Raw genomic sequence first — 21,345 nt, forward strand, 5'->3', positions numbered from 1 at the left:
TCCCCGCAGCCCAGGACCCTACGTGGTACCGAACCCCACCTGCACCGTCAGCGCCCCCTGGTTATCCCCCAACCCAATGCCATAACGCCCCTCCAGATCATCGTTGATGCACAGCTGCAATTCCCCGGTCTGCCCCGCCGGAATCTCCGCCAGGTCACCCACCAGAAACGGTGTCCCGCTGCTGCTCACACGGCCAATCAGCGCGCCCTCATTGGCTCCCGGCAAGGTGTAGCCCGCCTTGGCGATCAGCCCGGGGCTGCCGTTGCCATCGACCAGGCCGCCCACCGGGCTGGCCAGCCACTTGCTGCTGACATACCGCACCAGGCGCGGGCTCGGGCCGCTGATCTGCACGCCAGTGCCTTGCCATGGCTGGTTGGCCTGCACCTGTACTGTCGCGGCCTTGAGCTCGTTGCACAGGGTGTCGCCGGCCTGGATCGACAGCGCGGCGATGGTCAGGCTGGGGTTGGAGGTGCCGGTAGTGGGGAACACGCCATCACCCACCAGGAACAGGTTGTTGTGGTCCCAACTGCGTTGGGTCTTGTCCACCACCGAGGTCTTGGGGTCGTCCCCCATGCGGTAGGTGCCCATCAAATGCCCGGCACCCTGGAACGAATAGGATTGCCCTTGGTAGGTGAACACCCCGGGCGGGATGTCGGCAGTCAGTTCGGTAGCCCCGAGCAGTTCGGTGATGACATGGCTGGCCAGGATCCGCGCCTGTTTGAAGCCTTCCTTGGTGTAGTCGGACAGGTCGTAGTGGATTTCCGGGCGGGGTATGCCCAGGCGGTCCTTGTATTGGCCGGAAGGCACGATATAGCAGTTGGCGTTATTGGGATCTTCCTCCACTTGCTCCACCAGGAAGCCTATCCGAAATTGCCGCGTGAGCAGGTTGTTCAGCTGTTGCACCAGCGCCGTGCCGAACAGCACCTGGGGCGCGCCCGGTGTGTTTGGCAGCGGGTTGGTCTTGCTGACGTTGGTGCCATCAATCAGGTCGGCGACGGTGGTGTAGGGATCGCCGATCGGCCAGTTGAAGCCCTCGTTGCCGATCTCGATCCGCCAGGCCGCGCGCTGGCTGCGGAACGCGCCGTCGCGCAGGCTTTCGATGCCGGAGGTGGACACCGGGCCGCGATACGGAAACACCGTCTTGCCCTCGGGCATCAGGCCCCAGGCCAGGTAGATCGGGTGGTCCGCCAGGCTGCGCCCGACCTGGCCGCTGCTGTTGGCCACGCCGTTGGGCCAGGCGCTGCTGGTGGAATTGAGCAGCAACTTGGGCGTCTCGATGGCATGGGCGGCGATCACATAACGTTGCCCCACCGCAACGCCGGTGCCGGTCGGTGGTCCGTCACCAAGCTGGTACTGGATGAACTCGATACCGCTGATGCTGTTGTCCGCCCCCACGGTGACCTTGCTCGCCACGGTCTTGTACAGCACCCGCACATTGCCGGTGTTGAGCGCGTTGTTCATGGTCACCGTGGCATCGTACTTGGCCTGGATCGGGCAGATCGGTGTGCAGTTGGTGTTACCCGCGCACACCCGTCGCCCGGCATACGGCTGCGAGTTGCGCCCGGCCGGCGTCGGGCTGACCACCAGGGGCAGGCCCTCGAATGACTGGCCCTGCACCGCGCTGACGAAGCTGCCATCGACCAGCGACAGCGGGATGCTGGTCATCGGGTATTCATAGTTGGCCGGGAAGGTAATGCCCAGGTACGCCTGGTCGGCCACGTTCGCCGCCACACCGATCTCCGCTTCGGCACGGCAATAGGCGCTTTGCAGGTCGTTGTAGCTGATCGGCCAGTCCACCCCCACGCCGTACAGGGATTTCATCCGGAAATCATTCGGCAGCATGCGCAGGCAGGTGGCGACCCAGTGCCAGGTGGTGCCGCCGCCCACGCGCTCATAGGTACTGGTGAACGGCAGCGGGCCTTTTTGCACCAGGTAGCTGACCTCGGGGTTTTTCCAGTTGTCATTGATCAGGTCGGCGATGGTCGCGCGCGGTGCGTTCTGTTCGGCCGGCTTGCGCAGCGGGCTCAAGGTGCTCACCGGCGGGTAGGGTGATTCGGGCGTCTTCAACGTCGCGGTATAGAAACGCTCCAGGTACTGGTTGCGATTGGGCGGGATCTCCGGCCCCGATTCCAGCACCAGCACTTGCACCCCGGCCAGGCCCAATTGATAGGCAATGAGGCTGCCCGCAAGGCCCGCACCGACAATCACCACATCTGCTTGTTCGCTACTCATGACGATGCTCCTGGCTGCGTGCTGGCGTTAACCCCGGTGAAGTCTTCCAGGCTGGGCGGCGGGCTGTTCCAGTAGCCGAAGAAGAACTCGCTGTAGCCCATGGGGTGGGCCTGGGCAATACTCCACGCCCAGCTCTGGGTGTAGGCCTCGTCACTCACCACGGTTTGCTCGCCGAGCGGGAACGCGCCCTGGGTATACGGCTGGTACCACACGCCCAGCAGCCAGAGCTTCATGATCGCGCGTGCCACCTGGGCGGTTTGCGTCGGTGCCGGTTGGCCGTTCTGCATCAGGATCGCTGTGCCGATTTGCTGCGGTGTCGCCTGCTCGGCCGCCAGCGCGGCGTACTGGGCCAGCAAGGCGCTGAGCACGCTTTGGCCGACGCGCGGGCCGATGAAGTTGAGAAAGGTGTTGGGCAGGCCGATGGGGTCCACGGAGGGCGCCAGCAGTTCCTGATCGATGCCGGTGAGCACCACGCTCAGGCCGGTGAAATTGTCCAGGTCGGTACTCATGGCTGACTCCTTGTCACACCGGTGGATTGGGCGCGTTCGAGCAGGTAGGTGAAGTCCGCGAAGCTGGTGCGCGGCGACTGGGTCACGTGGGTGGCGGCATTGCCGTGACAGGCGATGCAACTGGACGACGCCTGGGGTACGGTGCCCTGGATATAGGTCTCCAGCGTGGCATTGGCGAGGAACGACGGCGCCGGGTTGCCCAGCGGCCTGGTTGCGGAGATCTGGCACGGCGGCTGGCCGCTGAGCGTCGGCCACTGGGTGCTGATCAACTGGTAGTTGGCCCATACGCTGTTGGGGTTCACCGTGCGCAGCAGGGTCTGGTACGTGGTGTTGAGGGCCTTGGTTTCATCCGTCAACGGTATCTCGCGCACGATCTGCGAGGGCGTGGCCTTCACCGCCGGGTTCCATGGCCGGGGCGGCGGCTGGTTGACCTCGGCCTGGCTGCTGGCGTTGTAGAACAGGTACGGGCCTTTGCGCTCGGCGGGCGGCGTGGTCTTTTCCGGCACATTGTCGACGTGTTCGAAGGTCGACCACACCCACTGCGGCGCGCTGGTGGTCTTGTGCACGATATGCAGGCCCACCAGCCCGACCGGCTCGGCCACGCAGGACTCGGCCACCACCGGCCCCTTGCTCGGGTCGCTGTTGCCTGGCGTATACACCAGCGCGTCAACGCTATGGAAGCTGGCGGGATTGTCGTTGCCGTCCAACACCTTCCACGCGGCCTTGACCATCAGCGAACCCACCTCACTGGTGCTCGGGTTACCGCAACTGAACGCCACGGCATTGGTCGGGCTGGCGGCAAAAAACGCCTGTTGGCCCTGGATGCTGTAGAGGCCGTTGTTGACGATGCCGTCGAACATGGCTTGGTTGGCCACGATTTCATTGCGCGTGTACACGCCGCTCTGGTCCACCAGGGGGCCGCTTTCAAACGGCTGGATAAACTCGTCGAGCACATCCGGAACCTTGCCCATCTGTTGCAGCAAGCGCCCGGAACCCTTGCCTTCACAGGCTTTCGGCACGCTGGCGGGCGCATGAAAGGGCAGCGGCTTCTGCCCTTGGGCCAGGAATATCTGATAGCTCTCCTTATAGCTTTCCCACACGGTGGCCGCGTCCTGCTGGCCGATCTGCACAGCGCTGTTGGGTTGACCCGTGTCCAGGGCCGGCCAGTTCAGCGCGATGAACGTCTGCCACGACATTTCATCGAAGTTGGCTTGCAGGCTGGACAGGGAAAAGGGCGGGGTCGCCGTGACATCGAAGGGTATTTGCGTAGACAACGTGGGGGCCGCGACGACCAGGGGGCTCAGCAACGCGCCAAACAGCGCACAGCCGAACCCGGGCCGGGGGCGATGGGTTTCCATTCTCATCGGTATCTCCTAGGCATCAGGCGCCGGGAGACAGTGGGTCCGTCATGGACTCTTCAATGCGCCTCCTGGCACGGGCTAGAGCGTAGATAAGGTTGGCGGCGCAGGTGTATGGGCGGCTAGATTTGTTCGTAATAAAAACAATCGCCAAGCAGGCTGTGGAGCAGACGCGCGACTTTCCGTAAACATTTTGACCTCGCTACTATCCAAGTCTTAAGCACTGATGGCAGTATGAAATCACTTTCAAGGGAAGGAATTTCAGCACGTGGTACCCACCAACTTTACCCGTGACCAATTCGCATGCCTGAGCGAATGGCACGAAAAGGTCTTCGACAAGACCGATACCACCCATCGCGACGCTTACAGCCAACTGCGCAACGCCTATGACATCACCAAGCGGTGGGCTGAGACTTTACAGGAGCGTCTCTTCCCCCAAGGCACCACTAAAACCATTCGCCGACCCATAGACCAGTGGAACAGAAAGTTCGTGGCCTACAACTGGTCGCGTATCTATCCGTACGCGGATGCTCCCCTGGAGCTGGCCTACACCGTAGGCATCGACGCCGTTGACGGTTTCTTCGTCAAGATCGATCTGGTCGACGCCAAACTCGACGATGCCTCCCTGCGCAGGCGCTACGACGAAATCCGTGGGCCTTACCACGACTCGCCGATTGTTGCGCTCATGTCGGCCGAAGAAGGCCTGGCGATAGGCCTCTCGGGAATCATCGAGTGGAGCGCACACGCCATCAACCATTTCCCAATCGGGTACAACCAAGTGGCCGAACAACTGGGTTTGATTACAACGCCGAACGCTGCGCAACTGTTGCAGCATTTTCAGTGCTGCAAGGATTTCAGAGAACGGCAGCCAAAGTGGAGCAGCGAAATGACGCAGTTGTTTGTGCGTCTTGCCATCGCGGTTCATGAGTTGGGTTTTGACTGGTGGGCCACGAAAGCCACCAACACGCAGTTGGTATTCGGCGGGAAAGAAAAAAGCGCCATTCGGGGATCGACGATGGCGGCACTGTTTGTGCGCTTTGATTGTGTCGAAGTCCGATGGTTGGCGTTTGACGGCCTGGATGCCGTGCCGCTGAACCAGAAGTTGAGCCCTGAACTGGTGGCGTTGGTTGAAGCGGCCAATGCGCAGAAACAGGGCGTTTCGGCAAAACGAGGCCAGCGTTCCAGCCGCATTGGCTATTGGCCGGATCAGTACCGCATCGAAGAGGTTGTCGCCATGGAAGAGGACGTATTGCTGGGTGACAGTGCGCTGTCTGAGGCCAATATCATCACCCGCAATCAAATCTATTTCGGGCCGCCCGGCACGGGCAAAACCTGGACCTTGCAACGTCTGCTCGAGGCCGACTACCCTTCGCAACGCTTCGAATTCGTTACCTTCCACCAGTCTTACGGCTACGAAGAATTTGTCGAAGGGCTGCGTCCGGTGATTTTCGACAGCACCGCTGCTCATGCGGATGCGACCACCACCGGCGACGTTCGTTATGAGATTAAACCGGGTGCTTTCTTGCGCCTGTGCGAGCGGGCCAGGAAGGACCCTGCGCATCAGTACGCGATGGTGATCGACGAAATCAACCGAGGCAACATCAGCAAGATTTTCGGCGAACTGATCACCTTGATCGAACTCGACAAGCGTGAAGGTGAGGTCAATTCGGTGACACTGACACTGCCCTATTCAGGCAAGCCGTTCAGCGTGCCTTTGAACGTCGACGTGATCGGCACGATGAACACCGCCGACCGTTCGTTGGCGCTGGTCGATACCGCCTTGCGCCGCCGCTTCGAGTTCATCGAACTGATGCCGGATCCCCGTGTATTGAAGGGTGTCACGGTGTCCAAGGGCGATCACCAGATTGACCTGGAACAACTGTTGACCGCCCTGAACATGCGCATCGAAGCGTTGTATGACCGTGAGCACACCATCGGGCATGCCTATTTCACGCCATTGAAAGGCATGTCCTCGGAGCAGCGTTTCGGGGCGTTGGCCACGCTTTTCAGAACCCGGATCATCCCGCTGCTGGAGGAGTACTTTTTCGACGATTGGCAGAAAATAAGGCTGGTACTGGGCGACAACCAAAAGAAAGCGCCTGAGCTCCAGTTTGTACGCGATGTTGAGTCGGGCAGAGGGGCCACGAACCTGTTTGGTTCGAGTGATGAGTGGGACGAGTATGCGCTACGGCCACGCTATAGCCTGAATGCTGACACCTTCAACACACCGCAAGCGTACATCGGTATCTATTCGACGCTATTCAAGCCTGTCGCCGAATGAGTGCCGTACAGATCTTTGAGTACGGCAGGCTGGTGGAGTCTGGCGACGGGGTGAGCGCAACGGTAATCCCCGGGCGCGTATTTGCCTGGCTGGAAGAGCAATGCCTGAAAGCCGACGAGCACGCACCTGCCTGGCTCAGACTGACCAGCCGCCGAGGGCAGCGCGTTATCCAGGTGACCAGCTACGTGGGCGTCCTGCGTGCACCTTGCGGTTTCCAGATCGAGATCCTGCCCAAGATCGGCAGCGAAACATCAGCGTCCCTGGCGCGCCGGAAACTGATCGAGATGCTCAAGTGCCTGCGCGGTTTTCGTCACCTCAAGACGCTGAATGCCGATCTTCAGGCTGACCGAATGCCGCTACTCGAGGTGTTCCTGCAACAGTTTCTCGAGACGGTCAGGCATGTCGTCAGGAAAGGGCTGCGCAGTGATTACACCGCCCGGCAAGCCAACTTATCCAGCCTGCGCGGCAAGCTGGTGATGGCGCGTCACCTCTCGGAGAATCTGGTGCGGCGCGACCGGTTCTTTACCGAGCACGATGAGTTCACTCCGGACCGTGCTGAAAATCGCCTGATTCATGCGGCCCTGCGCAAAGCACTGGGTATGTGCAGCGCGCCCGCCAATCAGCGTCTGGCGCGCGAGTTGTGTTTTGTTTTCGCTGATGTGCCGCTGCCCACCGATGTGGCGCAGGACTTCAAACGCATCCGGCTGGACCGGGGCATGGCATATTACGAACCTGCCCTTGAATGGGCGCGGCTCATCCTGCAGGGCAACAGCCCCGTACCGGGCGCCGGCCAGCATCACGTGCCGTCGTTGTTGTTTCCGATGGAGGCGGTTTTTGAGGCCTATGTGGCGAAGCATCTGGCGCGCCAGTTGGAGGACGGCTTTGGCCTGAAAACCCAGGTCAGCCGCGAGCACCTGGTGGTGCACAAGGACGAGAACTGGTTCCGCCTGAAGCCCGACCTGCTGGTTCAAGAGGGCACGCAGCCGCGAATGGTGCTCGACACCAAATGGAAGTTATTGGATCGCGCCAAAGGCAACCGTTTCGAGAAGTACAAGCTCAGCCAGGCCGACTTTTACCAGCTCCATGCGTACGCCCACCTCTACTTGAAGGACACAGGGCACGCCGTTCTGATCTATCCATGGACAGAGTCGTTCTGCGAACCCTTGCCCGTTTTCGATTTCAAGAGCGCCGAGGGCTTGAAACTCTGGATCCTGCCGTTTTGCCTTGAGCGCAGTAAATTGCTGCTCCCCGAGGCATCCCCCCTGGGGAGATTTATCAGCACTGAGGGGGCTCAGGCCGGCTCTGCATCCGCCTCAACCCGAATATAAGTGCGAAACACATGGTCCCACAGCGGCGAAGACACACCGAAGTTCTTCTCGATGCCTTTGCGGTGATGCAGGTCGTGATTGGCCACCAATCCCGGAATAAAGGCGTAGGCCCAATGCTGCGGGCGGTGCATCACGTAGTGCAGCGAGATGTAGACGAAATAGCCCGTCACCGCGCCGATAAACGCCGAGGTGAGGCCGATGGACCAGGCGAGCAACAACAGCACGGCGAAGGTCGAACTGGTTTTCCAGCTGGACACGCCGATGTAGGCCAGCACGTCGATATGGTGGGTCCAATGCTCGCGGCGATACAGCGAATGGAACAGGAAACGGTGCGCCGAATACTCCACCAGCGTCCAGGCCAGCAGGCCCGACAGTGCCAGCCAGGGCTCAAAGGGCGCCAGATAGAGGGCAGCTACCACAAACAGCGGAACGGTGAAGAAATCGAGGTAATAAGCAACCGATGACATCAGCCATTTATTGGAAGCAGCCATGCGCGGAATATCCCTGTAGTGCGAAATGGACGGGCGCGGGATTGTCCGGTGTCGGGCCGCCGTATACAACATCCCGGCGTGGCGACGTGGTGGATTTGTGAGCCAATCGCCCTAGCAGCGTCGAATAGCCGTTGATCCGCTACGTTGCAACAACTCAATCCGGTCCGCCGGCACCAGCGTACGCAAGGTCTTGTACAGCACCCGGGTTTCCAGCAGGTTCCATACCCGCAGCATGGTTTCCAGCGCGTCCAGGGGTTTGCTGATGAAGTCCCGGGCGCCCAGGGCCAGGGCACGCAGGCGCGTGTCGCGGGTCGCGTCGGCAGTGAGTACCAGGATCGGCAGGTATTCACCCTGGGGGATGCGCCGGTTGAGTTGCTCCAGCACCGCAAAGCCGTCGAACTCCGGCATGTGCAGGTCGAGGATCACCAGGTCCGGCTCGAAGCTGTTGAACAACTCCAGGGTGCGCAGCGGCTGGGTGCTGCTCAGCACGTTGGTCAGCCCTTCGCGTGCCAGCAGTTGCTCCACCAGGTCGAGGTTCGGGCGTTGGTCGTCGATGATCAGGATACGCAGGTCGAGGTTCACGCGGGCTCCGGAAAAGCTTGGTCGAGGTGGGCGAGAAACGCCGGCACGTTGATCGGTTTGTTCAATACCGCGGTGGCGCCGGCTTCCTGCAAGGTCTGGCGGGTAAGGTCGCTGGTGTCGGCGGTGATCATCAGCACCGGTGTTTCGCGGGTGATCGGTGACTGACGCAGGCGTTGCAGCACCTTCAAACCATTGATGTCCGGCAGCGACACATCCAGCAGAATCAGCTGTGGCGCATGCTGCGCGGCGAGGTCCAGGCCCAGTTGGCCTTGCATGCTCGACAGCAGGCGTATGCCGGGCCGACGTTGCAGCAGGGTTTCGATCAGCGCCAGGCTGGAGAGGTTGTCCTCGATGCACAACACCTTGCCCTCGAAGGTGCTGACGACGGGAGCAGGGCGCTTCAATTCGGTGTCGATGCCGGGCGTGGCAATACTCTGGGCGTGGGCCACGCGCACGAAGGGCAGTTCCAGGGTGAAGCGCGAGCCGACGCCGGGCTGGCTCTGCACCTTGAGTCGGCCGTCCATGTTCTCCAGCAGGCTTTTACTCAGTGCCAGGCCCAGGCCGCTGCCTTCCACATTCGGGTCGGCCCCCAGGCGTTCGAAAGGCTTGAACAGTTGCCCCATATGATCGGCTGCGATGCCGTTGCCGGTATCGCACACAGCCACGCTGACTCGTTGTCCACGGATATCGACCTCAAGGCTCACCTGGCCATCGCGCCGGTTGTATTTGATCGCATTGGACAGCAGGTTCAGCAGCACCTGGGTCAGGCGCTGGCGGTCGGCAACGATGCCCGTATCCGCCGCCAGTGCCGGCAGCGGCCGCAACTGCACGCCTGCGTCGGCGGCCATGGGCGACACCAGCGTCAGCGCCTCTTGCAAGGTGCCCGCAAGCGGGATCGGCACGATATTCAACGCCAGGCTTCCGGCCTCGATCTTGGCGATGTCCAGCACTTCATTAATCAGCGTGAGCAGGTGCTGGCCGGCGCGCAGAATATGACCGACATCGGCCTTTTGCGCCTTGGGCGCGTCCATGTCCAGCAGTTGCGCAAAGCCCAGGATCGAGTTGAGCGGGGTCCGCAGTTCGTGGCTCATGCGCGACAGGAATTGGCTTTTGGCGCGGCTGGCGCGTTCGGCTTCCTCGCGGGCGGTGCGCAGGGCGATCTCCGCCGCGCGGCGGTCGGTGATGTCGCGGGTGATCTTGGAAAAACCGCGCAGGGCGCCGGTGCCGTCGTATTGCGCCGTGATCACCACGCTGGCCCAGAACCGCGTGCCGTCCTTGCGGCAGCGCCAGCCTTCTTCGGTGTAATCACCGTTGCGGGTGGCCTCGCGCAACGCCATGTCCGGGTGCTGCGGGCATTCCTGGGGCAGGTAGAACAGCGAGAAATGCTGGCCGATTATCTCTTGTTCGGTATAGCCCTTGATCCGCTCGGCGCCGTTGTTCCAACTGGTGACATGGCCCGCCGTGTCGAGGGCGAAGATCCCGTAGTCCTTGACCCCATCGATGATCAGCCGCAAGCGTTCTTCGTTGTCGCGCAAGGCGCGTTCGCGTTCGGCCAGCAACAGTCCGGCCTCCACCAGGCTGGTGCCCAACTGGCCGATTTCGTCTTTTTCCGGCGGCTGTGGCAGCAGCGGCGAGCCCAGGGCCAGGCGTTGGGCATTGCGCTGCACATTCTGCACCCGGGCGACAATGCCCTTGGACAGAAACAGCACCGCGACAATCGCCCCGAACAAGCCGCAGATCGCCGCCAGCCAGGTCGACAGCAACAAGCGTTGGCGGGTTTCGGAGGCGGCGGCGCTGCGCTCGGCCAGCAACGACGCCTCAAGGGTGAGCATGGTGCTGATGTGCTGGCGCAGGGCATCGAGGATGTGCTTGTTGCTGATCAGGATGGCACTGATGGACTCCGGTGTGGCGTCGCTGTCCTTGAGCATTTCCTCCAGCCCGTCGACCTTGCCGTCGATCAGCGGCTTGATCGCGCTGAGCTGCTCGCGCACCCGTTGATCGCGTACGTTGCGGTCCAGTCGGCGCAGGGCCGACTCGATCTGGGGCTTGGCGTTCAGGTAGCTGGGCAGGAAGTCTTCGCGGCGGGTGAGCAGGTAACCGCGCACACTGGCGGCGGCTTCCGCGAGCAGGGTATGCACGGCCTGGATATCGCCTTGCACGCGTAAAACCCGGCGCACATCCTCTTCGGCACGGGCGGTCTGGCGTTCCGTGGTGTAGATCAGCACCAGGGACAGCAACAGCACCACCAGTGGCAGTGAAATCACCACCAGCGCCTTGCCGCGCAGCGGCAGGTCGGCCCAACGCTTTCTCATTTGGGCCGCCTCATGTGGGTGTCACCAGGCCCAAGGCGATGCCCCGCACGGCGGCCTGGGTACGGTCAGCCGCGCCGAGCTTGCCGATCACCCGCTCGACATGGGCCTTGGCCGTGCCGGTGGTAATGCCCAGGTGTTCGCCGATGGCGCGGTTGCTCATGCCGTTGGCGACCAAGCCGAGGACCTGGCGTTCCCGTGGGGTGAGCGGTTCGCCGGGGGCGGCACCGCTGGCCTGGCGTTCGGTCATGCGCCGCAACAGCCGGGCGCTGACCGCCGTGTTGAGCGCCTCGCCACCGGCGGCCACTTGTTGTAGCGCATGGATCACCTCGGCGCGGCTGGCGTCTTTGAGCAAGTAGCCCACCGCACCGGCATTCATGGCCGCCTCCAGGTACTCGGGGCTGTCGTCCATGGTGAACATCACCACCTTCACCGCCGGCAGGCGTTGTTGCAGCAAGCGTGCGGCGCCCAGGCCGTTGAGCCCGGGCATGCGGATGTCGAGGATGACGATATCCGGCAGAAGCTGTTCGCACAGTTCCACCGCCTGCAGGCCATCACTGGCCTGGCCGACCACCTCGAACTGCGGGTGGCCGGCCAGCAGGGAGACAAAGCCGGTGCGCGTGACTTCATGGTCGTCCGCCAGCACCAGGCGCAGGACGTGGGTCATTGCGGGACTCCAATCAAGTGCGCAGGCACGCGGGCGTGCAGCCGGGTACCGCCGTCGACGGTGCTGACGCAGGTGAAGCTGCCGCCCAACAGGCTGGCGCGCTCCTGCATGGTGGCGAGGCCCAGATGCTGGACGTCATCTGCTGATGGCTCTGCCTTGAAGCCTCGGCCATTGTCGTCCAGCCGCAGGGACGCCTGGCCGTCGTGCAGCGCCAGGACCAGTTGCACTTGGCTTGCGCGCGCATGCTTGAGCACATTGTTGATGGCTTCCTGGCCGATCCGGAACAAGGCGATTTCCACCTGGCTGGGTAAGCGCGTCTCACAGTGCGCCAGCCACACCACGTTGATGCCGGCGTCACGCAGGCGGTCGGCTTCCTTATCGAGGGCTTTGAACAAGCCGAAATCATCCAGCACCGTGGGACGCAGGCCCGCAATCAGTTGCCGGCCCTCGCCAACCGAGTGTTGGGCCAGGGTAAGAATCGCCTCCAGGTCGGCGGCCAATGCCTCCGGCAGCGGCGGGCAGCGCCCGGCAAAGCCTTGCAGCCGCTGGTGCAGGCCCGCCAGGGTTTGCGCCAGGCCATCGTGGAGGTCGTAGGCGACGCGTTTGCGTTCGTCTTCCTGGGCGCGGAGCAAGCGGTTGACCAGGTCGGACAGGGTTTTGTCGCGCAGCTTGAGGGTGCTCAGCAGCCGGTCGTTTTCCAGGTGGGCGGCCAGTAATGTGGCGAGCAGTTGCAGGGACTCGCTGTCTTCGTGCTCCGGCGCCCGCAGGCTGACGCTATTGCCCAGCACCAGTACACCAAAGGCATCGCCGTCACCGGCGCGCAACGGCACTTGCAAGACGCTGGGCACGTCCTCGGATGGACGCTCCTGCCAGCACGCCGTGCGCAGGCTGCGGTCGGCGAGGGCGGCCAGGCTGCCCAAGCGCGACGGGTTGCCATGGCGGGCGCTGGTATAGGCGATGCCCTCGGCGTCCCACTCCTGCAGCAGCCCGTGGTCCATGGCCAGAAACGCGCAGGCCCGCGCGAGCACGCGTTCGCGCATGGCGTCGGGGGCCAGTTGGCGCAATTCCTGGCCGGTATCCACCAACAGGCGCAGGCGCGCCGTACGACTTTGCGATTGGCGAAAGTGCGCGCGCATGGCCAGGGCGCTGCCGGGATCATGGGGCGTGTCATGCATGGTTGATGCTCCATTGCTGCGGGCGCGAGGGGGATCTATTAGACATGGTCGGACCCCTTGGGCGCTATCTGCCAAATGGCATAGGTAAATACCTCCGGTTGGCCGATGGCGGCTGGCGGGCAGGTTGGCAAAGTGGCCTCAACGACGACCACTGGAGTAATGCAATGAAATTCGATATCGCCCCGATCGCCCTGATGTTTGCCCTGAGCGTACCGTTTGTTCATGCCGCCGAGACGGCCCCGTATGTCTACCGTGAAGTCGCCCAGGCGCCGGCCAATGTCAAAGACCGCGAGATTGCCGGTTTATTCGACCGCTGGAACAGCGCCCTGCAGACCGGCAACGCGAAATCCGTGGTCGACCTCTACGCGCCGGGCGCTGTGTTGCAGCCGACCGTTTCCAACCAGGTGCGCACGACGCCGGAGCAGATCACCGACTACTTCGACCACTTCCTGGCGCTCAAGCCGGTGGGCCAGATCAACTACCGCGAGATCCGCCAGCTGGGCAGCAACGTGGCCATGGACAGTGGCGTCTACACCTTCACCCTGACCGAGTCGGATGGCAAGGTGCGTCAGGTGCAGGCGCGCTACACCTTCGTCTATGAGCAGGTGGGTGGCCAGTGGAAAATTCTTAACCATCATTCTTCGGCGATGCCTGAAGTACAGGCCAAGCACGCCAAGCAGTAATGGTTGGAGGGAAAATGCCCATCCCTTGGCGGGGGGGCATTTTTTTGTTGGGGCTGGGAGATTGTTGCTGTGACGGCTCGGGATCCGGCGCCTATCCAACTGATGCCCTGCGACCTAAATGTGGGAGGGGGCCTCCGATGGTCATAGGTATCTACACAACTTTCAGAGGTCTGTGGTTTGCTTCCGTGGCGGCCTTCGGGCCGACCATGTCGTTGGATTTGACCGAGTACATATCCGTTGCTGCGGTAACGGCCACTTAGGGTTCCGCTCTTACAGCGGGTCACTTTTGGAAGAGCGCCAAAAGTAACCAAAAACGCTTCGCCCCAACACTCGGCACCTCGCCTAGGCTCGGTGTGCCCTCACTCCGGCTTTGGAGCGTGGGCCGCCGCAATGGGCCATCCTTGGCCCAGTGCGGCTAACCCGGCGTCCTGCCGGGTTACCCACGCTCCAAAGCCTGCGTTCGGCCAGCGTGTTTGACGGGGCGATCCCAGATCAAAAACAAAGCGAGGCGGCCTTAAAGCCGACCTGATCTTTGAAGCGTACGCGGTATGGCTTCTACTTCCTTAATCGCTGACGAAGTCAGCAATCTTTTGATCTGCTCTGGCTCTGGCTCTGGCTTTTGATCTTGATCTCAGGCGCCCCGTTAAACACGCTGGCCGAACGCAGGCTTGAATCCGTGGGTAACCCGGCAGGACGCCGGGTTAGCCGTCCTGGGCCAAGGATGGCCCATGACGGCGGCCCACGGATTCAAGCCGGAGTGAGGGAACACCGAGCCTAGGCGAGGTGCCGAGTGTTGGGGCAAGAGCCCTTTTGGTTACTTTTGGGGCTCTTTTCCAAAAGTGACCCGCTGTAAGAGCGGAACCATAAGCAGCCGTGACCGCAGCAACGGATATGTACTCGGTCAAATCCAGCGCATGGTCGGCCCGAAGGCCGCCACGGAAGCAACCACCCTCACCACTCGGCACCTCGCCCAGGCTCGGTGTGCCCGTCACCCGGTGAGTGCAGCGACGCTTTGGCGCCGTCCGGGCCATACCAGGCGTACCCGTAGTAGCGGTTGGTGAGGTTTTTCAGTTGCAGGTCAACCCTGACGACCGAGCGCGGTGTTGGTGGCGCAACAGCGGTTCAATAAAGTGTTCGATTCTCCTGGCGATGAAGGGTGACTGGTACAGCGCCAACCCTCGAAGTGAGGGGCTTCCAGGCTTGGCATGAATTGTGTTGTGACCCGATTGGCGCTGACCCGACAACGGGAGGGAAACCTCACCTTTCATAAGAAACCACACCCATGCACAACGTCTTGCATCGCACAGTCATCGCCAGCCTGCTGGCACTCGGCGCCTTGGGCGGGCCGGTTGCCCAGGCCGCCAACGATCAACAGTTCATCCCGCTGGCCACCTACCGGGTCGGCGCCTACGCTTCCAGCGGCATTCCGTGGTGGGCGGGGGAGATTGATTACTTCCGCTACATCAACGAAGTCGAAGGCGGCGTGAACGGCGTCAAGCTGGTCTGGCAGGAGTGCGAGACCGAGTGGAAGACCGACCGCATCATCGAATGCTATGAGCGCTACAAAGCCGGTCTCGACGGCGCACCCACCGGGTTCTTCTTCACCCACAGCACACCGGCCTCCTATGCGCTGATGGACCGTGCCGCCATTGACCACATCCCGCTGATCGATGGCGCCGGCGGGCGTACCGAATCCACCGATGGCCGCGTGTTTCCCTACGCGTTCCCGTTGTTGCTTAACTACTACGGCCAGGCGTCGGTGGGCATCAACTACATCGCCCAGCGCGAAGGCGGCCTGGACAAGCTCAAGGGCAAGAAGATCGTCACCGTCTATCACGACTCCGCCTACGGCCGCGAAACCCAGGCAGCCATGCAATTGCTGGCGCAAAAATACGGGTTCGAGAACATCCAGATCCCCGTGGCCGACCCCGGCAACGAGCAGTCGACCCAGTGGCGCCAGGTGCGGCAGATCAACCCGGACTGGGTGTTCCTGCGCACCTGGGGCGTGTCCACCCCCGTCGGCATCAAGACCGCCGTGCGCTTTGGCATCCCCGTGGACCGCCTGATCGGTGATGTCTGGGCCGGCTCCGAAGCCGACGTGATACCCGCCGGCACCGCCGCTAAAGGCTACCAGGCGTTGGCGCCGTTCCCCGGTGGCGACAGTTTCGACATCCATAAAAAGCTCAGGCAGTTCATCCTCGATCCCGGCAAGAGCAACCTCAAGGACCCCAGCTACTTCGGCAAGGTCTACTACAACATCGGCCTGATCAACGCCGCGATTGCCGTCGAAGCGCTGCGCACCGGCCAGGCCAAATTCGGCAACCGCGCGCTGAACGGCGAGGAAACCCGCTGGGCGTTCGAGCACCTGGACATCGACGCCGCGCGCCTCAAGGCCATGGGCTTCGAAGGTCTGCTGGCACCGTTGAAGCTGTCCTGCGCCGACCACGAAGGTGGCGGCTCCGCCCGGGTGCAGCAGTGGGATGGGCAAAAATGGGTGCTGGTGACCGACTGGCTGCAGGCCGATCGCGCCACCTTGCGTCCGTTGATCGAAGCCAAGTCCGCCGCGTATGCCCAGGAGAAGGGCATCGTGGCGCGTGATTGCTCGGCACAGTAAACCTCAGGCGGCGCTTGCCGTAAGTTGCCGGCCAGGGATGGCGGCAATCAGTTCGCGGGTGTAGTCGCTGGCCGGCTGGTTGAAGATCTGCGCGACCGAGCCTTGCTCAACCACGCGGCCATTGCGCAGCACCAGCACCTCATGGGCGAAGTTGGCCACCACTGACAAGTCGTGGGACACCAGCACATAGGCAATGCCCATCTCCCGTTGCAGCTCTTCCAGCAGGTCGAGGATGCGCGCCTGCACCGACACGTCGAGGGCGCTGACCGGTTCATCCAGCAACAGCAGGTCGGGTTTCAACGCCAAGGCCCTGGCGATGGCGACCCGTTGGCACTGCCCACCCGACAGTTCACGGGGCAGACGATCCAGAAAGCTCACCGGCAGGTGCACGCGGCTGATCAACGCCCGCGCCGCCTGCTCCAGGGCGGCGCCCTTGAGCAAGCCAAACGACACCAGCGGCTCCACAATGCTGTCGAATACCGTGAAGCGCGGGTCCAGCGCCGCGAAGGGGTTTTGTTGCACCAGTTGCAGGCGTTGGCGCAACGGGCGGAAGTCGCGCCAGCTCAGGTCGGTGACGTCTTGCTGCTCGAACCGCACCCGGCCCTGGGTCGGCTTTTCCAGGCCCAGGGCGATACGCAGCGCGGTGCTCTTGCCCGAGCCGGACTCGCCGACGATGGCCAGGGTCTGGCCGGGGTAGACCTCCAGGCTCAGATCCTCCAGGGCCACGAAGGTCGAGGGCTCGCCCTTGACCTTGGGCAGGGCAAACGTCTTGCCGACGTTGTGCAGGCTCAGGATCGGCTCACGTCCCAGGTCGAGGTTGAGCAACGGTTCACGCCGCCTGGCGAAGGCGGGTGCGGCGGCGATCAGCGCGCGGGTGTAGTCGTGGCTGGGGTGCGCGAGGATCTGCCGTGGCGGACCTTGCTCTACCACTTCACCCTGTTGCATCACCAGGATGCGGTCGGCACGGTCGAGCGCCACGCCCAGGTCATGGGTGATGATCAGCAGGGAAATGCCGCGTTCACTGACCAGGCGCTGCAAGTGGTCGAGGATCTTGCGCTGCACGGTCACGTCGAGGGCGCTGGTGGGCTCGTCGGCGATGATCAGGCGCGGGTTGCCGGCCAGGGCGATGGCGATCAGCACGCGCTGGCGCATGCCGCCGGAGAGTTCATGGGGATACTGGCGTGCGCGAAGTACCGGCTTGTCGATGCCCACCTGTTGCAGCAGCTCGACAATGTCGGCGTCGACAGCGGGGTAGCGTTTGCCCTTGGCGAGTACCAGCGCCTCGGCGATTTGCTGGCCGATGCGCAATGTGGGGTTGAGGCTGACCATCGGGTCCTGGGGCACCAGGCCGATGGTGCGCCCACGCAGCTTGCGTTTCTGCCGTTCGCTGGCGTGGGTCAGGTTGTGGCCATCCACCCACAGTTCACCGGCGCCGATCTGCGCATTCTCGGGCAGCAGGCCTAGGATGGCGTTAGCCAGGGTGGATTTGCCCGAGCCGGACTCGCCGACAATCGCCACGGTCTCGCCCTGGGTGAGTGAAAACGACAGGCTGCGCACCGCCGGATTGAGCTGGCCGCCGGAACGGTAGTCGACACTCAGTTGGCGCACATCGATTAAAAGCGGCTGGGTGCTCATCGCTGGATCTCCTCGAACGTGCGGGCGATATGGTTGAGGCTGAACACCACGGCCACCAGGAACAGGCCAGGCAACAAGGACACCCACGGAGCAGTGATCAGGAAGTGGCGGCCGTTGGCTATCAAGGTGCCCCATTCCGCCGCCGGTGGGGCGGCGCCGAAACCGAGAAAACTCAAGCCTGCGGTGGCGAGGATCGCGGCGCCGAAATCCAGGGTCGCCAGCACGGCTACCGGGCCCCAGGCGTTGGGCAGGATGTGCCGCAACAACGTGCGGCCCCAACTGGCACCGCCCAGGCGAGCGGCTTCGACATAGGGCAGGGTTTTCACCCGCAGCACTTCGGCACGGGTGGTGCGGGCAAAGCCGGGAATGATGCCAATGCCCACGGCAATCGCCACGGGTACCGTACCGAAGCCAATGGCCGTGACAATCGCCAGGGCCAGCAACAGGCCGGGCAGGGCCAGCAGCACATCGACAAAGCGCATGATCAGGGCATCGATACGGCCACCGGCAAACCCGGACAAAATGCCCAGCCCCAACCCGCCCACCAGGGCGATGCCGACCGCCAGGGAGGCGGCCAGCACTGACAGGCTGGCGCCGTAGACCACGCGGGTGAACAGGTCGCGGCCCAGCTCATCGGTGCCGAACCAGTGGGTCAGGTTGGGGGCGCTGAGTTTGGCGGCGGGCGCGGTGGCGTAAGGGTCGAAGCTGCTCAGCAACTGCGGCGTCACGGCGGCGACCAGCGAGAACAGCACCACCAGCACCGCCAGGCTGAACCCTGGGCGGCGCAGCAATGGCAGGAGTGTCGCCGTTGCGCGTTGTAAGGGGCTGCGGCGGCGCCAGAGTGGTTCGCTGCGGATCAGTTTCCGGGTAAGCGTGGTCATGGTCTAGGACACCTTGGGCGTGTGGGAGATGCGCGGGTCGAGCCAGGGGTAAAGCAGGTCCACCAGCAGGTTCACCAGGACAAATGCCGCCGCCGAGACCGCGACGATGGCCAGCACCACCGGAATGTCCTGGCGCAGCACCGCTTCCTGGGCCAGGCGGCCGATGCCGGAGCGAGCGAAGATGGTTTCCACCAGCACCGCGCCGGACACGGTGTTACCCACCTGCAGGCCGATCAGGGTGAGGATCGGCAGCGCGGCGTTCCTGAACCCGTGGCGCGCCTGCACCTGGCCCCGGCTCAAGCCCTTGGCGTACGCAGTGAGGATATAGGCCTCTTTCCACACGCCCTGGAAGCTGCGTTGCAGCACCTGGGCGTACACCGCTGCGCTGGGAATCGCCAGGGTGATCGCCGGCAGCACCAGGCTTTCAACCCCGCGGCTGCCAGTGGCGGGAAACCAACCCAGGCCAAACGCAAACACCTGGATCAACAGCAACCCCATCCAGAACACCGGCACCGAAAAGCCCAGGGACGGCAAGCGCGCCAATGCCTTTTTCAACGGTTGCCAGCGGATATACGCGGTGAGGTAAGCCAGGCCGCTACCGCCGAGCAGCGAGAGCACAATCGCCAGGCCGGCCAGGGAAAGGGTCTGGGGAAGGCGTTCGGCGAGCAATTCGGCCACCGGGCGATTGAGTGACAGCGACTGCCCGAAGTCCCCGCGCAATGCCCCCAGCAGCAGGTCGATATATTGCTCGAACAGGCCTTTGTCCAAGCCGTAGTAGGCGCGCGCCTTGGCCAGGTCTTCCACCGACAGGGCGTCGGCTTCCATGCCGGACGCGCTGAGCATGATCGACAAGGTATCGCCCGGCAGCAGATAAAGGATGAAGTAGGTGATGCTATAGGCCCCCCATAGCACCAGCAGCGCCTGGCCGACCCGGCCGATCAGGTAGCGGCTCATGGCGTGCCGACCTCGATATCGCCCAGCAGCGCGAAGCCTTCGGCGGTCCAGCGGAAGTTTTTCACCTTGGGCGACGTCGCGGCCTGCCACACGCGCTCATACACCGGGAACGCCGAGCCCTCGTCGATCAGCAGGTCCTGCAGGTCGCCGTAGGCTGCCGCCCTTTGAGCGCTTTGGGTGGCGGTGATGCCGGCGTCAAACAGGCCCTTGGCGCGCTCAAGCACCTGCGGCTCAAAGATGTTCGTCGCTACGGTTGAGCTGTTGGCAGTACGTGGATCAAGGATGGTTTGCAGGATGATCGGATCGGCGCGGGTCATGTAGCTGATCGTCAGGTCGTAGTTGCCGGCGGAGTTGTTGGCGACCCATTCGGCACGCGTTACCACGCTGAGTTTTACCTCAATGCCGACTTTGCGCAGTTGGTCCTGCAGCAGCACATCGCCGGCGGTCTCGGCCTGCATGACGTTGTAGTTCAGGCTCAGGCGCTTACCGTCCTTCTGCCGATAGCCGTCTGCGCCTTTGGCCCAGCCGGCAGCGTCCAACAGGCGCTCGGCGCCCACCGGGTCATAGGCGAGCTTGGCGCCCTGGCTCTTGAAGTAAGGCGTGGTCACATCAAAGATGCCGTCTACCACCGCGAACTCGTCGTTGTAGACGGTACTCGCGTAGCTCTTGCGGTCGATGGCTTTCTGCACGGCGAGACGCACCTGTTTATCGGCCAATACGCGACCGCCACGGGTGTTGGGCAACAGGTTCAGGGAGGGCCCCGGCAGCGAGCGGCTCTGGATGGTGGCGCCCTTGGATTGGAACAGTTTCAGGTCGACTTCCGAGAACGGGTTGCGGGGCCACAGGATGTCGGCCTTGCCTTGCAGGAACAGGCCGTTACGCACGCTTTCCTCGGGGATGTAGGTGACGTCCACCGCATCCAGGTGCGCTTCGCCCTGGTTTTTCATATTGGCCGACGCCCAGGCGTAACCCTTGCGCTTGGTCAGGTGCGCGCCGACTTCCGGGGTGTAGCTGGCCAATACGAACGGGCCGGTGCCGATGATCTTGCCGAGTGAGCGTTCCTTGACGCTCAGCGCGTAGGAGGCCGGCGCGAGGATGGCCAGGTTGGTCGTGGAGGTCGCCTGCAGGAAGCCCGCATTGGGTTTGGCGAGCACCAGCTTGACGGTCAAGTCATCGACCACTTCGGCGTGATCAAAGCCTGCCAGGTACGTCGCGCCGAAGGTGGCCGGCAGCTCGGTCGCCAGTGCCTTGTTGCTGTCAAACGCGGTTTTCACGGCCTTGGCATCGAAGCGTTCGCCGTTGCTGAAGGTGACGTTGTCGCGCAGGTGGAAGGTGTAGGTCAACGCGTCGTCACTGACTTCCCAGCTTTTCGCCAGCCAGGGAATGATCCTGCCGGTCTGCGGGTCCTGGTCGGTGAGGGATTCGGCGATATTGCGCAGCAGCACCCGGTGTTCGAGCCAGTAGACCTGGAACGGATCAATGCTGACCAGGATGGTGTTGTCGCCAAAGAAGGCGATGTTCAGGGTCTTGCCGGCCTGGCTGTCACTGCCCGCAGGTGAGCAGGCGGCCAGGCTTAACATCAGGACGCAAGGGGCCAATAGACGGCTCATCAAGTTGGAGGTGTTCAATGGGATGCCCTCGTATGG

At 62.9% G+C, this 21,345-nt stretch carries 16 protein-coding genes; 4 read left to right on the forward strand and 12 right to left on the reverse strand.

Annotated elements, in window-relative coordinates:
* Positions 1-18 precede the first annotated feature (18 nt).
* Genes BLW22_RS12700 through BLW22_RS12710 form a run of 3 tightly spaced genes read right to left on the reverse strand, consistent with a single transcriptional unit; the run spans position 19 to position 4,105 of the window.
* Entirely contained in the window at positions 19-2,232 is a 2,214-nt protein-coding gene (locus BLW22_RS12700) for a GMC family oxidoreductase (RefSeq protein ID WP_074846610.1), read from the reverse strand.
* Positions 2,229-2,741, reverse strand: a complete 513-nt coding sequence (locus tag BLW22_RS12705; RefSeq protein ID WP_074846613.1) for a sorbitol dehydrogenase — start codon at positions 2,739-2,741, stop codon at positions 2,229-2,231. Before BLW22_RS12705 ends, BLW22_RS12700 begins: the two co-directional genes overlap by 4 nt.
* Complete coding sequence (locus tag BLW22_RS12710; protein ID WP_074846616.1) at positions 2,738-4,105, reverse strand: cytochrome C; 1,368 nt, start codon at positions 4,103-4,105, stop codon at positions 2,738-2,740. Before BLW22_RS12710 ends, BLW22_RS12705 begins: the two co-directional genes overlap by 4 nt.
* Positions 4,106-4,367: 262 nt before the next feature.
* Here BLW22_RS12710 and BLW22_RS12715 point away from each other — a divergent pair, with 262 nt between their 5' ends.
* Both BLW22_RS12715 and BLW22_RS12720 read left to right on the forward strand, forming a co-directional pair.
* Complete coding sequence (locus BLW22_RS12715; RefSeq protein WP_074846619.1) at positions 4,368-6,380, forward strand: McrB family protein; 2,013 nt, start codon at positions 4,368-4,370, stop codon at positions 6,378-6,380.
* Positions 6,377-7,708 (forward strand): McrC family protein, encoded by a 1,332-nt coding sequence (locus BLW22_RS12720; protein ID WP_074846622.1) that lies wholly within the window; start codon positions 6,377-6,379, stop codon positions 7,706-7,708. Before BLW22_RS12715 ends, BLW22_RS12720 begins: the two co-directional genes overlap by 4 nt.
* Here BLW22_RS12720 and BLW22_RS12725 read toward each other — a convergent pair.
* The 5 genes from BLW22_RS12725 to BLW22_RS12745 all read right to left on the reverse strand — a co-directional run bounded on the left by BLW22_RS12725 (position 7,672) and on the right by BLW22_RS12745 (position 12,932).
* Complete coding sequence (locus tag BLW22_RS12725) at positions 7,672-8,199, reverse strand: sterol desaturase family protein (protein WP_065927727.1); 528 nt, start codon at positions 8,197-8,199, stop codon at positions 7,672-7,674. The genes BLW22_RS12720 and BLW22_RS12725 overlap by 37 nt on opposite strands.
* 111 nt (positions 8,200-8,310) lie before the next feature.
* Positions 8,311-8,781 carry a response regulator gene (locus BLW22_RS12730; RefSeq protein ID WP_065927726.1) on the reverse strand — a complete coding sequence of 157 codons (471 nt, stop codon included), beginning with the start codon at positions 8,779-8,781 and terminating at the stop codon, positions 8,311-8,313.
* Positions 8,778-11,093, reverse strand: a complete 2,316-nt coding sequence (locus BLW22_RS12735) for an ATP-binding protein (protein ID WP_065927725.1) — start codon at positions 11,091-11,093, stop codon at positions 8,778-8,780. The genes BLW22_RS12730 and BLW22_RS12735 overlap by 4 nt, the downstream gene beginning before the upstream one ends.
* Positions 11,094-11,103: 10 nt before the next feature.
* Positions 11,104-11,757, reverse strand: coding sequence for a response regulator (locus BLW22_RS12740; RefSeq protein ID WP_065927724.1), 654 nt, complete (start codon positions 11,755-11,757; stop codon positions 11,104-11,106).
* Complete coding sequence (locus tag BLW22_RS12745; RefSeq protein ID WP_074846630.1) at positions 11,754-12,932, reverse strand: sensor histidine kinase; 1,179 nt, start codon at positions 12,930-12,932, stop codon at positions 11,754-11,756. The genes BLW22_RS12740 and BLW22_RS12745 overlap by 4 nt, the downstream gene beginning before the upstream one ends.
* A 164-nt stretch (positions 12,933-13,096) precedes the next feature.
* Here BLW22_RS12745 and BLW22_RS12750 point away from each other — a divergent pair, with 164 nt between their 5' ends.
* Positions 13,097-13,615 carry an SgcJ/EcaC family oxidoreductase gene (locus BLW22_RS12750; RefSeq protein WP_065927722.1) on the forward strand — a complete coding sequence of 173 codons (519 nt, stop codon included), beginning with the start codon at positions 13,097-13,099 and terminating at the stop codon, positions 13,613-13,615.
* A 1,282-nt stretch (positions 13,616-14,897) separates the two neighbouring features.
* On the forward strand, positions 14,898-16,229 hold the full coding sequence (locus BLW22_RS12755) for an ABC transporter substrate-binding protein (protein WP_065927721.1): 1,332 nt from the start codon (positions 14,898-14,900) through the stop codon (positions 16,227-16,229).
* Positions 16,230-16,232: 3 nt separating this feature from the next.
* Here BLW22_RS12755 and BLW22_RS12760 read toward each other — a convergent pair whose 3' ends face one another.
* Genes BLW22_RS12760 through BLW22_RS12775 form a run of 4 tightly spaced genes read right to left on the reverse strand, consistent with a single transcriptional unit; the run spans position 16,233 to position 21,309 of the window.
* On the reverse strand, positions 16,233-17,864 hold the full coding sequence (locus tag BLW22_RS12760) for a dipeptide ABC transporter ATP-binding protein (protein WP_065927720.1): 1,632 nt from the start codon (positions 17,862-17,864) through the stop codon (positions 16,233-16,235).
* The gene (locus BLW22_RS12765) at positions 17,861-18,745 is read right to left on the reverse strand and encodes an ABC transporter permease (RefSeq protein WP_065927719.1); all 885 of its coding nucleotides are present in this window, start codon (positions 18,743-18,745) and stop codon (positions 17,861-17,863) included. Before BLW22_RS12765 ends, BLW22_RS12760 begins: the two co-directional genes overlap by 4 nt.
* Positions 18,746-18,748: 3 nt before the next feature.
* Positions 18,749-19,699 carry an ABC transporter permease gene (locus BLW22_RS12770; RefSeq protein WP_074846632.1) on the reverse strand — a complete coding sequence of 317 codons (951 nt, stop codon included), beginning with the start codon at positions 19,697-19,699 and terminating at the stop codon, positions 18,749-18,751.
* Complete coding sequence (locus BLW22_RS12775) at positions 19,696-21,309, reverse strand: ABC transporter substrate-binding protein (protein ID WP_074846634.1); 1,614 nt, start codon at positions 21,307-21,309, stop codon at positions 19,696-19,698. The genes BLW22_RS12770 and BLW22_RS12775 overlap by 4 nt, the downstream gene beginning before the upstream one ends.
* Positions 21,310-21,345 lie beyond the last annotated feature (36 nt).

The organism is Pseudomonas marginalis (assembly GCF_900105325.1).
GTDB lineage: Bacteria > Pseudomonadota > Gammaproteobacteria > Pseudomonadales > Pseudomonadaceae > Aquipseudomonas > Aquipseudomonas marginalis.

What these genes read in the sequence shown, in the direction of transcription:
- BLW22_RS12765 (WP_065927719.1), bottom strand. Translation starts at nt 18,745, where the DNA reads ATGACCACGCTTACCCGGAAACTGATCCGCAGCGAACCACTCTGGCGC.
- BLW22_RS12770 (WP_074846632.1), bottom strand. Translation starts at nt 19,699, where the DNA reads ATGAGCCGCTACCTGATCGGCCGGGTCGGCCAGGCGCTGCTGGTGCTA.
- BLW22_RS12700 (WP_074846610.1), bottom strand. Translation starts at nt 2,232, where the DNA reads ATGAGTAGCGAACAAGCAGATGTGGTGATTGTCGGTGCGGGCCTTGCG.
- BLW22_RS12720 (WP_074846622.1), top strand. Translation starts at nt 6,377, where the DNA reads ATGAGTGCCGTACAGATCTTTGAGTACGGCAGGCTGGTGGAGTCTGGC.
- BLW22_RS12750 (WP_065927722.1), top strand. Translation starts at nt 13,097, where the DNA reads ATGAAATTCGATATCGCCCCGATCGCCCTGATGTTTGCCCTGAGCGTA.
- BLW22_RS12705 (WP_074846613.1), bottom strand. Translation starts at nt 2,741, where the DNA reads ATGAGTACCGACCTGGACAATTTCACCGGCCTGAGCGTGGTGCTCACC.
- BLW22_RS12755 (WP_065927721.1), top strand. Translation starts at nt 14,898, where the DNA reads ATGCACAACGTCTTGCATCGCACAGTCATCGCCAGCCTGCTGGCACTC.
- BLW22_RS12760 (WP_065927720.1), bottom strand. Translation starts at nt 17,864, where the DNA reads ATGAGCACCCAGCCGCTTTTAATCGATGTGCGCCAACTGAGTGTCGAC.
- BLW22_RS12740 (WP_065927724.1), bottom strand. Translation starts at nt 11,757, where the DNA reads ATGACCCACGTCCTGCGCCTGGTGCTGGCGGACGACCATGAAGTCACG.
- BLW22_RS12710 (WP_074846616.1), bottom strand. Translation starts at nt 4,105, where the DNA reads ATGAGAATGGAAACCCATCGCCCCCGGCCCGGGTTCGGCTGTGCGCTG.
- BLW22_RS12745 (WP_074846630.1), bottom strand. Translation starts at nt 12,932, where the DNA reads ATGCATGACACGCCCCATGATCCCGGCAGCGCCCTGGCCATGCGCGCG.
- BLW22_RS12725 (WP_065927727.1), bottom strand. Translation starts at nt 8,199, where the DNA reads ATGGCTGCTTCCAATAAATGGCTGATGTCATCGGTTGCTTATTACCTC.
- BLW22_RS12775 (WP_074846634.1), bottom strand. Translation starts at nt 21,309, where the DNA reads ATGAGCCGTCTATTGGCCCCTTGCGTCCTGATGTTAAGCCTGGCCGCC.
- BLW22_RS12735 (WP_065927725.1), bottom strand. Translation starts at nt 11,093, where the DNA reads ATGAGAAAGCGTTGGGCCGACCTGCCGCTGCGCGGCAAGGCGCTGGTG.